This window comes from Silicimonas algicola (assembly GCF_003970735.1).
GTDB classification, from domain to species: Bacteria; Pseudomonadota; Alphaproteobacteria; order Rhodobacterales; family Rhodobacteraceae; genus Silicimonas; species Silicimonas algicola.
In genome coordinates, this window is sequence record NZ_CP034588.1 from 899412 (window position 1) to 911243 (window position 11832).

Annotated in this window: 9 protein-coding genes; all 9 read left to right on the plus strand. The window is 65.8% G+C overall.

All coding sequences use genetic code 11. The features are described from left to right. Positions 1 to 199 precede the first annotated feature (199 nt). The 9 genes from EF888_RS04580 (at position 200) to EF888_RS04620 (ending at position 11760) form a co-directional block, all read left to right on the plus strand. Positions 200 to 1663, plus strand: coding sequence for a glycosyltransferase (locus EF888_RS04580; RefSeq protein ID WP_109757658.1), 1464 nt, complete (start codon positions 200 to 202; stop codon positions 1661 to 1663). Beyond that, positions 1660 to 2613: a glycosyltransferase family 2 protein gene (locus EF888_RS04585; RefSeq protein WP_109757659.1), complete on the plus strand. Its 954-nt coding sequence runs from the start codon at positions 1660 to 1662 to the stop codon at positions 2611 to 2613. Before EF888_RS04580 ends, EF888_RS04585 begins: the two co-directional genes overlap by 4 nt. Next, positions 2610 to 3665 carry a glycosyltransferase family 4 protein gene (locus EF888_RS04590; RefSeq protein ID WP_109757660.1) on the plus strand — a complete coding sequence of 352 codons (1056 nt, stop codon included), beginning with the start codon at positions 2610 to 2612 and terminating at the stop codon, positions 3663 to 3665. The genes EF888_RS04585 and EF888_RS04590 overlap by 4 nt, the downstream gene beginning before the upstream one ends. Before the next feature lie 123 nt (positions 3666 to 3788). After that, positions 3789 to 4748, plus strand: a complete 960-nt coding sequence (locus EF888_RS04595; RefSeq protein ID WP_109757661.1) for a Bug family tripartite tricarboxylate transporter substrate binding protein — start codon at positions 3789 to 3791, stop codon at positions 4746 to 4748. Beyond that, positions 4748 to 5188, plus strand: a complete 441-nt coding sequence (locus EF888_RS04600) for a tripartite tricarboxylate transporter TctB family protein (RefSeq protein ID WP_109757662.1) — start codon at positions 4748 to 4750, stop codon at positions 5186 to 5188. Before EF888_RS04595 ends, EF888_RS04600 begins: the two co-directional genes overlap by 1 nt. Further along, on the plus strand, positions 5188 to 6690 hold the full coding sequence (locus EF888_RS04605; RefSeq protein WP_109757663.1) for a tripartite tricarboxylate transporter permease: 1503 nt from the start codon (positions 5188 to 5190) through the stop codon (positions 6688 to 6690). Before EF888_RS04600 ends, EF888_RS04605 begins: the two co-directional genes overlap by 1 nt. A 38-nt stretch (positions 6691 to 6728) precedes the next feature. After that, positions 6729 to 8084: an acyclic terpene utilization AtuA family protein gene (locus EF888_RS04610; protein ID WP_109757664.1), complete on the plus strand. Its 1356-nt coding sequence runs from the start codon at positions 6729 to 6731 to the stop codon at positions 8082 to 8084. Further along, positions 8077 to 8379 (plus strand): DUF4387 family protein, encoded by a 303-nt coding sequence (locus EF888_RS04615; RefSeq protein ID WP_109757665.1) that lies wholly within the window; start codon positions 8077 to 8079, stop codon positions 8377 to 8379. Before EF888_RS04610 ends, EF888_RS04615 begins: the two co-directional genes overlap by 8 nt. A gap of 453 nt (positions 8380 to 8832) precedes the next feature. Then, entirely contained in the window at positions 8833 to 11760 is a 2928-nt protein-coding gene (locus EF888_RS04620) for an Ig-like domain-containing protein (RefSeq protein WP_109757666.1), read from the plus strand. The last annotated feature ends 72 nt before the right edge of the window (positions 11761 to 11832 follow it).

Below are 11832 nucleotides of genomic sequence, written 5' to 3' on the forward strand. Positions count from 1 at the left end.
TCCCTCGCGCGCCTTGCCTGCTCTGACCGCCGGACGCCGCGCCTCCGCCACGGGCGTGACTTAGGCCGGTCGTTCCGGCGCGCCAGATCTCCGCCCCGGTTTTCAGCGAGATGCGCGAAGTCTCGCGAAAACAGTCCATCGCTCGGGAACCGGATTGTCGCCGTTCGGATTATTCCGACGTTGCCATGCGGAATCCTCGATGACCCTTCACACCCCCATTCCGGTCCCTCCGGCGCGCGCCTCCATGGCGGGTCGGAAAGGGGGCCCGGGCACCCGAACCATGCTTGGGCTGGCGGCGCTCGTCGCCCTCGCCGTCTTCGGCAATGGGGCGGTATTAACGATGGCGATCGCCATCTTTGCGGCGCAGGCAGCGTTGAGCGCGATCCAGTTGATGCCGTCGCGCCGTGGCCGCCTGATCGCTCGGGACAAGCCCGTTCACCGGCGTCCGCGCGTCTACACCCTGCACGTCGCGACCCACAACGAGCCGCCCGAGGTCGTCATACGCACCATCCGAGGACTTCTGGCTCAGGTAGGCGCCCCTGCCTACGAAGTCATCGTCCTGGACAACAACACGCAGGATGCGCGGCTGTGGAAGCCTGTCGCAGCCTTTTGCGAAGGACGGAACGGCGTTCGCTTCCTCCACCGCGACGGCGTCGAAGGTGCGAAGGCGGGGGCGCTTGCCATTGCGCGCGACATGGCGCGTCCCGATGCGACGCATGTCGTCACCGTCGATGCCGACTATGCCGTCACCTCCGATTTCCTGGCGCGGGCCGACGCCGCTCTGACAGAGACCGGCGCCGATTTCGTTCAGTTCCCGCAGGCCTACGACCGTGACAGCGGAGCGCCGGGCGTGTCCGAGGAGCTGGGGGACTATTTCGCCCGCTTCGCGTCCCATGGGGACCGGCGCGGCGCCACGCTTCTGACCGGGACGCTCAGCGTGATTTCCCTCGATGCGCTCGACGCGGTCGGGGGTTGGCGCGCCGTCACCGTGACCGAGGATGCCGAGCTTGGAACCCGTCTGGTCGAGGCCGGGTATCGCGGGCACTTCGTGCCGCAGGTCGTCGGCCGGGGCCTACTGCCCCTCTCCGCCGAGAGCCTTTGCGCGCAGCGGCGGCGATGGGCGCACGGCAATGCCGCGACCTTTCTCCTACGGCCGGGTGTCGCACGCTCTCTCGCCCCGGTCCGCCAGCTTCTGGCCTGGGTGAATTTCCAGACGTTCGGCGCGATTCTTCTGATTTGGGGGCTGGCGTCAGAGCTTTTCGATCTCCGGTTCGGAACCGAGATCGTCGGCCTCGGTGTCGCCACTCTCTTCCTCGCGTTACTCGCCGCGATCCTGCCGTTCGCGACCGCGTCCCTTGGCGCCGCGACGTGCCGCATGGCGCTGCTTCCCTCCAGCGCCAGCGCCACCTTCGAGGCGCTGTGCGGCTGGGAGCAGACCTTCCTTCGTACATCGAAACTGCGCGAGGAGATCAGCGTCAGGATGCCGCCCGAGATGATAACGACACTCGGCCTGGGGCTAGGCGCAATCGTTCTTTCTGCCGTCAGCGGCGATCGCGTGGCGACGGCTGGGGGTATCGCGCTCTGCCTGCCGGCCGTCGCGTACTTCTACCTCGAGCATGAGCTCGCCAGATATCGTCGCCAACTCGGAGAGGTTTCCACATGATCCCCTCGGTCAACATCGTCATTCCCACCTTCAACCGCGCCCATCTCATCCGCGCCTCGGTGGAGGCGGCCCTGGGACAGTCTCATCCGCATTGCATCGTCACGGTCGTGGACGATGCGTCTCAGGACAGGACGCGCGAGATCCTGAGCGATTTCCGCACGAACCCGCGTTTCAACTACATCCGCCTGTCGCAGAACGGCGGCACGGCGCAGGCCAAGAACGTGGGCATCCTGTTTTCGCCATCGGACGCCATCACCTTCCACGACTCCGACGACGTCCCGCACCGGGACAAGGTCATCCGTCAGGCGCGCGTGATCGGCAACGAGGAGATCGGCGCCCACCCCGTCCTGAACTGGAAACTCGCCAGCCGCGTTCCGGGATCGAAAATCCAGGTCGGCGCGGTCCTGACGCACCACGAACTCATCCTGCCGAACGGCGAGCGGGTCGAGATCCGGCGCACCCTCTCCCTCGTCGACGATGTCTTCCCGAACCTTCAGATGGCGGCGGGCGTTCCGGGCGATTGGACACACGTCAACTCGGGCCTCTTCCATTCGTCCGTCTTCCGCAAGCTCGGCGGGTTCTCGGACTGCATCGAGGAAGACAGGGAATTCCGAAATCGCCTGATCCTTTCGGGCGAAATCATCTGGGTCATCCCGGAGGTCCTGCTGACGAAGATCGAGACGCCGGATTCCCTCACCCAGTCGTCCGACACAGACTACGACAGCGAGCGACGTCAGCGCGACCGCCAGCGCGTCTGGAAAATGGTCGAGGACTGGTTCCACACCCGCGAAGTCCCCGCCGCGCCGCTGGATCTGGCCGACCTTCGCATCGCCGAGATCTGGAACCGCGACCTCATCACCGTATCGGACGTCCTCAAGACCCCGGCGACAGGTGACCTGGCCTTGGCCGAAGTCCGCAGCCAGCGCGGCGTCGTTCCTTCGGTGGCATGATGCGTGTCGCAATCCTCGACCCCAACGCGCCGCGGCCCTACACGACCGATCCGGCGAGCCTGATCGGTCTGGGCGGGACGGAAATGACGATCGCGGACGTCGCTCATGGCCTCGCGCGCGACGTCAGGCTGGAAATCCACCAGGCGGCGCGGACCGCGTCCTCCTGCATCTCCGGCGTATGGTTCACGCCTTACGCATGGAAGGCGAAGGTCCGGGCGGAGACCATTGTCGTCATCAACTCCTGGAAGGCGGCCGTAGCGTGCCGCAAGGTCAATCCCGACGCGCGGATGCTGCTGTGGCTCCACAACGTCCCGGGGCGGCACAACCGCCGGATGGGCGAGGCACTGCGGGAGGCGGACGTCACCATCGTCTGCGTGTCGGCGTCTCACGCGCGGTCCCTGCGCGCGTTCCTCGGACGATCCGCGCCGAAGATCACGCATGTCTACAACCCAATCCCCGACGATCTGCGGCCGCTCGGACTGTCTCACGACCCGGACCTCCTGTTCTTCGCGAGCGCGCCGCACAAGGGGTTGTGCGAGGTCTTCCAGAACTTCCGTGCGGTGCGGGACGCCTTCCCGACGATGACACTTGCGGTCGCAGACCCAGCTTATATGCGATGGGATTGCGGCCCGGTCCCCGACGGAGTGCGCATGGTCGGACGCCAGGACAAGGCGCGGCTCTGGGAGGTCATGGAGCGCTCGCTCTGCCTCTTCTGTCCCCAGACGACCTTCGCCGAGACCTTCGGCATCGTTCTCGCCGAAGCCAACGCCGTCGGCTGCCCCGTCCTGACCCACGGCGGCCTCGGCGCGAACGACGAGGTCGTCTCGTCCAGACAGCAATGCATCGACTGCACCGACATGGACGCGATGATTGCCACCATCGGGCGCTGGCGGGAGAGCCGTCCCAAGGTCTCGGGCCGCAGCGACTTCCGCCTGTCGTCCGTGCTGGAGGACTGGCGGACGCTGCTTCAGATCGACGACAAGCCCTCGCCCCGGCTCCATGAGTCGTCCCGGCGCGGCTCCATGCCGGTCTACCTGGGCGCGGCGGAGTAGTCTCCGCCGCGTTGCGGCACGGTGCGCGACGGCAATGTCGCGCTTGCCTTGATAGTTTCCCTTCCGTAAGGCTGGAACCCGGACGGCCGCACAGACGGCTCACCGATGCCAAGGGAGGACATCATGACAATCACGTTCCGGGCGCTCGTCGCGAGCGCCGCAATCTCCGTATTCGGCACGGCGGCCTTTGCCGTCGAGTGCATCGCTCCGGCCAACCCCGGCGGCGGTTGGGATTTCACCTGCCGCCAGATCGGAAAGATCCTCTACGACATCGGTCAGGTCGACCAGCCCGTGCAGGTCACGAACATGGCGGGTGCCGGCGGCGGGGTCGCCTACAGCCACGTCGTGGGCGAACGCAATGATGACAGCGACCTGATCGTAGCGGCATCCTCTGCCACGACCACCCGGCTCGCCCAGAACGCCTTCGCCGGCATGACCGCCGATCAGGTCCGCTTCGTTGGTGCGATCGCAGGCGATCCCGGTGTGATCGTCGTGGCGAAGGACAGCCCGCTCAACACGCTTAACGACCTCGTCGAGGCCGTAAAGAACGGCGAGGACGTCTCGTTCGCCGGCGGTTCGGCCGCGGGCGGCTTCGACCACCTCAAGGTCCTCCAGGTCCTGAAGGCCGGCGGCGTCGATGACATCCGTGCGGTGAAGTATATCGGCGTCGACGGCGGCGCGGACGCGATCACCCAGACCATCGGCGGCTTCACCACCGCGATGACGGGCGACATGTCGGAAATCGTGGGCTTCATCCAGTCGGGCGAGGTCAAGGCGCTGGGCGTCCTGACGGAAGAGCGCGTACCGGGCTTCGAGGATATCCCGACCGCGAAGGAACAGGGGCTCGACGTGGTGGCCGTCAACTGGCGCGGCCTCTACGTGCCGAAGGGCATCTCGGACGAGCAGTTCAACGCCTGGGCCGAAAAGCTCCAGGCAGTGGCCGACAGCGCTGAATGGCAGGAAGCGATGGCCGCGAACGGTCTCGCGCCCTTCACCAAGGTCGGCAGCGACTTCCAGTCCTGGGTCGACGACGTCGTGGCCGAGACCGTCGTCCTCTCCAAAGAGATCGGCGTGATCCAGTAATGACCGGCGACCGCATCTTCGGAGCGGTCATGATCCTCCTGGCGCTGGGGTATATCCTCAGCGCCTCGACGATCCAGGTGCCGCTGTTCCCCGACCCGATGGGTCCGAAGGCCTTTCCCTATCTCATAGCAGGCGGCGTGATCGTCGCGTCGCTGGTGATGATCCTGCGACCCGATCCCGAGGCCGAATGGCCCGTGATGCGCACGCTCGCGGCGCTGGTCTTCGCGGCGGTGGTTATGGTGGCCTATGCCTATGCCATTAAACCGCTCGGCTTTCTCGTTCCGACGGCGATTGCGGCGGGTATCCTCAGCTATCAGCTTTCGCCGAGACCCCTGGCGGCGGCGCTGTCGGGGATCGGGTTGTCGGTCGGTCTCTTCGTGCTCTTCCGCTATGCGCTGGGCCTTGGCCTCGTGCCGTTGCCGAAAGGGTGGCTCGGCTGATGGACCTTTTGTCGAACCTGGCGCTTGGCTTCTCGGTCGCGCTTTCGCCCTACACGCTGATGCTGTCCGTGATCGGGTGCTTCCTGGGCACGATCATCGGGGCGCTTCCGGGACTAGGCCCGTCGAACGGGGTCGCGATCCTGATCCCGATCACCTTCACGATGGGCTTCGACGCGACACAGGCCCTCGTCCTTTTGACGTCGGTCTACTATGGCGCGATGTACGGCGGACGCATTTCGTCCATCCTCCTCAACATTCCCGGCGACGAACCGGCCCTGATGACGACGCTCGACGGCTATCCGATGGCCAAGCAGGGCAAGGCCGGGGACGCACTCGTCATCTCGGGCGTGGCGAGTTTCGTGGGCGCGTTCATCGCCACAATCTTCCTGATGCTGCTTGCCCCCTACATCGCGCGGCTCGCCTACAAGTTCGGTCCGGCGGAATACTTCGCGCTCTACCTGCTCGCCTTCTCGACCCTGGGCGGCATCGCGTCGAACAACCAGGCCAAGGCGGCGATGGCCTCGCTGATCGGCCTTGGCATCGCCACGATCGGACAGGGCGCGTCGGGCACCTCGCGTTTCACGTTCGGCAACCTGCACCTTCTGGACGGCATCGATTTCCTCGTCGCCATCGTCGGGCTGTTCGCGATCTCCGAGGTCTTCGTCTTCATCGAGAGCCACGGCAAGTCCAGTTCGATCGGCGTGAAGCTCGACAAGGTGACCATTCCCTTCCGGCTTCTCGGTCAGACCTTCGGGACCATGATCCGCGGCTCGCTGATCGGCTTCGTGGCGGGTATCCTGCCGGGTGCCGGCGCCTCGCTCGGCTCGTTCATGGCCTATATGGCCGAGAAATCCTGGGTCGGCTCGAAAGGCAACTTCGGCAAGGGTGACCCGCGCGGCGTCGCGGCGCCCGAGGCCGGGAACAACGCGGCCGCCGGGGGTGCGCTGGTGCCGATGCTGACCCTCGGCGTGCCGGGGTCGGGCACGACGGCGGTGCTGCTCGCACTTCTGATGACGCTCAACATCACGCCCGGCCCGACGCTTTTCACCGACAGGCCCGAAGTCGTCTGGGGCCTGATCGCGACGCTTCTCATCGCGAACTTCGTCCTGCTCGCGATGAACGTGCCGATGGTGAAGGTCTTCGTGAAGATCCTCATGGTTCCGCCCGCGATTCTCTTGCCGGGAGTGACGATGATCTCGTTCGTCGGCATCTACTCGCTGACGGGCAGCTATTTCGACCTGTTGCTGATGATCGGCTTCGGCGTTCTGGGCTGGATCTTCCGAAAGATGGACATCCCCACGGTTCCCGTGATCCTCGGCATCCTACTCGGTTCCAACATGGAGAACGCGCTTCGCCGCGCCATGACGCTGTCGGATGGAGACCCGTCCTATCTCTTCTCGTCACCGATCGCGGTGGTCCTGTGGATTTTGGCCGTTGTCGGCTTCGTCGCCCCCATCTTCATGCGCCGCGTGATCCGCAAGCCCCAGGCGATCACCGACTGATGCTTTTCATCCCGACGGGGCAGGACTAGGCTTCACGCATGACCCGTATCCTCATCCCATCCGGGGCCCTGGGCCTCGACTACGACCGCGAGGCGCTGGCCCGCGGCGTCGCAATGAAGCCCGACCTCATCGCCATCGACGGAGGTTCGACGGATTCCGGTCCGTCCTACCTGGGGCGCGGCGTGTCGAAATACGCGCGTGCCTCGACCAAGGTCGAGTGGAAAGGTCTGATCGCGGCCGCACGCGAGGCCGGATGCCCGCTCGTCATCGGCACCGCCGGGACCTGCGGCACCGACTCGACCGTCGACTGGCTGCTCGACATCACCCGCGAATGCCTGGCCGAGTTGTACCTGGACGCGCGCATCGCGACGCTGAAGTGCCAGCAGCCGGCAGAGCGCGTCCTTGCCGCCATGACGTCCGGCGACCTTCTTCCGCTTGCCGCCGCGCCCGAGATCGACGAGGACCTCGTCGCGAGTTGCACCAACATCGTGGCCCTTGCGGGTGCCGAGCAGATCGCCGCGGCACTCGACACCGGGGCCGACATCGTGATCGCGGGCCGAACGACCGACACCGCGATCATCTCGGCCCTGCCGCTTCAGCGCGGCGATCACGCCGGCGGCGCGTGGCATGGCGCCAAGATCGGCGAATGCGGCGCGCTGTGCGCCACGAACCCTCAGTCCGGGGTCCTTCTCGTCGATTTCGACGCGCAAGGATTCACCGTGACGCCCCTGGCCGAAGGCGCCCGCGCCACGCCGCGCACGGTCCTTGCGCACATGCTTTATGAAAACTCCGACCCCTTCATCCTCTACGAGCCGGGCGGCCATCTCGACGTGACGGGCGCGAATTACAGCGCGCTCGACGATACGCGTGTCCGGGTCGAGGGATCGGCCTGGGTGCCCTCCGACACTTACGCCGTGAAGCTCGAAGGGGCCCGGATCGCTGGCTATCAGACGATTCTTCTGACCACCGTCCGCGATCGCCACTACGTCGAGAATATCCGCGCCTGGACCGACGACATCCTGCGGAAGCATACCGTCAAGGTCGCCGACCGGACGGGGCTGACCGCAGGCGTCGACTTTACCTGCGAACTGCGTCTCATCGGCGTCGACAGCACGCTCGGGGCGCTCGAGACGCGGGACACCATCCCCGACGAGGTCGGCGTCCTCTGCGTCATCACTGCCGCCGACCAGGCGACGGCGAACGAGATCGGGAAGCTGATGAACCCCTATCTCCTCCACCATCCCCTGACGCGGGACGAGGAGCAGCCGACTTTCGCGTTCCCTTTCTCGCCCGCCGAGATCGACCGCGGTCCGGCTTGGGAATTCTGCCTGAACCACGTCATGCGGCTGGACGACCCGATGCAGGCCTTCCGGCTCGAGGTCGTCGATGCCTGAACTCGGCCAGGTGGCGGACAAGGTCCGCTCCAAGAACGCGGGGCCGTTCTGGCTGACCATCGACGTCTTCTGCGGCTCGCCGGAGGCCTTCGCGCGCATCGCGGGAGGCGTCTCGACCGAGAGGGTCGCGGCGGCGCTCAAGGTCGATCCGGCGACGGTCAAGCGTTTCGACATTCCGGCGCTGAACGTCATCAAGATCAGCCTGCCGCGTCCCACGGTGCAGGGCCGGCACGACGACCGGGACATGCACGGCGCAGGCTGGGCCTCGGTGATTGCGGAACTGGAACTGAACTGAGGTGGCGAGCGCGCTGGATTGAGGACACCGTCGGCGTCCTGACGGAGGCCGGACTCGGTTCTCCCGGTCCCTGGCGTAGGGACTGCTCTGCCTCTCCCGCTCGGTTGGCGCGATGGCCCACGCCGGGGAGTCCCGAGACTCGGTCAGATGTCGATTGCCGGGGTCGCCCGATGCGGCGGCGAAGCCTTTTCGAAGGCCGGGGGTTCCTCTATTTCTCACATTGCGAGAACAATGCAGGGTTTGAACCCCATGATTGTCTCTCAAGCAAATGGGTCTCCGCCCCTCATATGCCCCGAGATTGACGCAATCGGTGTTATCAGCGCATTCTCACGCGGACGTGGATCTCTGCACCAGCCTGCCGGCGTGGCTGGAAGTGGGTCCTGAAATTTGGTATCAGGCTTGTGGGCCGACGCGGAATTTTGCCGCGGCGAGTGGTAAGGGGTAATTTCAGATATGGCCAACGTCATTGTCGACACCGACGAGGGCACGCTCCACGTCACGCAATCAGGCTTCGATACCAACACCAGCGTCGACGGCGACGAAGCCGCCGGAATGCGCGTCACGGTCGTCTACGAGGGCGGTCTGACAGAGGTTCTCACCTGGCAGGCCACAGGCGGCACCTCGGGCGGGGTCACCGGCTCGGGCATGAGCCTCACGATGTCGACGGCCGCGACGTTTACCCTGACGTCCAGCCTGCGGGTCGTGTCGCTGAAGCTCGAGGCACAGTACGGTAACGCGGTCTTCGACACCCTGAAGGGCGTGAACAACGGCACGCGCGGCGATACCCTCGGCACCAAGATCGGTTTCCCCTATGAGGAGATGGGTGGCGATCCGGTCACCGGGACGGTTGAAGTGACCTATTCCGACGGTGTGATCCGCGCCGGGCTGGAGCGCGGCACCGACATCTTCACGACGATGACAATCGACTATTCGGGCGTCGCCGGCGGCGGCATCCTCGGAACGATCCAGTTTCGCAGCGACATGGACAACATCGCCGTCCCCGGCGATCTGGCTCCCGTTACGGCGAACACCGCCCCTGACGCCGTCGACGACGCGATCACCACGAACGAGGATACGGCGGTCAACATCGCCGTCCGCGCCAACGACACCGACGCCGATGGCGACTCGCTGACCGTGCAGTCCGTAGGGCAGGGCGCGCACGGCTCCGTCTCGATCAATCCCGACGGATCGGTGCGCTATGCTCCGAACGCGAATTACAGCGGAGCCGACAGCTTTACCTACACGCTGTCAGACGGCAACGGCGGCACCGATACAGCAACGGTGAATGTCACCGTGACTGCGGTCAACGACGTGCCGGTTGCCGTCAACGACACCGCGTCGACGGCGCAGGGCGTCCCCGTGGACATTGCAGTCCTTGCCAACGACACAGACGTCGACGGGGATCCGCGCACCGTGACCTCGGTCACCCAGGGCGCCAACGGGTCTGTCGCGATCAACCCGAACGGAACCGTGAAATACACGCCGAACGCTGGTTTCGGCGGCAGCGACAGCTTCAGCTACAGCATCTCGGACGGGAAGGGCGGGACGTCCAGCGCCACAGTCACCGTGGGCGTGGGTTCGAACGCGGCACCTGTCGCGGGAGACGACGCCTATTCGATCGACGAGGACGCCGTCCTGACCGTGGCTGCGCCCGGCGTGAGAGCGAACGACACCGACGCGAACGGCGACGCTCTGACCGTATCGCTGGTGAGCGGCGTCTCTCACGGCACGCTGACGCTGAACGCCGATGGATCCTTCACCTATACGCCCTCCGCGGACTACTTCGGGTCCGACAGTTTTACCTATGCTGTGTCGGACGGGCGGGGCGGCTCGGACACTGCCACCGTCGGGCTGACCGTGAACGCGGTGAACGACGCGCCAGTCGCGAACGACGATACGGCCTCGACGACGGCTGGTGTGCCGGCGCAGATCGCCGTCCTCGCCAACGACACCGATGTCGAGGGGCAGACCCCCAGCGTGGCCTCGACGGGGCAGGGCGCGAACGGTTCGGTCGCGGTCAATGCAGACGGAACAGTGACCTACAGCCCGAACGCGGACTTCACCGGCGCCGACAGCTTCGTCTACACCGTCTCTGACGGCAACGGCGGGTCCGACACCGCGACCGTCACGGTCAACGTCGGATCGAGCGGTCAGGTCATCTTCGGGACCGAAGGCGACGACCGTCTGCGCGGCACCTCGGGCGACGACATCATCGACCCGCTGGGCGGTCTTCGCGACGAGATGTGGGGCGAAGGCGGGGCGGATTTCTTCGACCTCGCATCGTCGTCCTCGAACGGGATCTCGGAGAAGAAGGTCATCCTCGACTTCGACTTTGCCTCCGGCGACCGCATCGGTCTTGGCGGGGCGAGCGTCGCGAACTGGGTGGTGCGAAACGGCAACCTGTCAATCACGCTCGACGGGGACGGCGATACGATCAACCTCCGCGGCGTCTCGACCTTCGACGATGCCTACTTCGGAGGCGGCCGGTCGAACACGGCGCCCGTCGCAGGGGACAACACGGCGATTACCAACGAAGACACGCCCGTCAGCATCAATGTGCTGGCGAACGACACCGACGCCGATGGTGACCCGCTTTCGGTCCTCGCGGTGACGCAGGGCGCGCACGGGGTGGTGTCGATCAATCCGGACGGCACGCTGCGCTATGCGCCCGACGCCAACTATCATGGCGCCGACACTTTCTCCTATACCGTCTCGGACGGCTTTGGGGGCATCGACACCGCGACCGTCGGCGTGACGGTGACCTCGGTGAACGATGCGCCCGAAGCCAACAACGACAGCGCCTCGACCGAGATCGGCGTGCCGGTCGACATCGACGTCGCGGCGAACGACGGCGACGCCGACGGCGACCCGCACACGATAACGGCGATCACGCAAGGCTTGGGCGGCATCGTCTCGATCAACCCGAACGGGACGCTCCACTACGCTCCAAACGCGGGCTTCGACGGCATCGACGGCTTTACCTACACCATCTCGGACGGGAAGGGCGGCACCAGCACCGCCAGCGTCTCGGTCGCCGTCGCGGCAAGCGGGAACGTCATCCTCGGCACCGAGGGCGACGACCGGCTGAGGGGCACCGACGGCAACGACACCTTTGACCCGCTCGGCGGCGCGCGCGACGAGATGAGCGGAGGCCTCGGGGCCGACTTCTTCGACTTCGCCTCGTCGGTAGCGAACGGCGCGAGCGAGAAGAAGGTCATCCTCGATTTCGATTACGATGCCGGTGACCGCGTCGGTCTGGGCGATGCCTCGGTGGACTCGTGGTTCGTGCGGAACGGCAACCTCGTTGTCGAGCTCGACCACGACCACGATGTGCTGACATTCCGCAACTTCGTCGACTACGACCCCGACATGTTCGTCTGACCTCCTCGCACCCGATCAGGGGTGCGGGGGCTTTCCTGTCACCACGTCAGCGGCTAGACGAGGCGCCGCGGC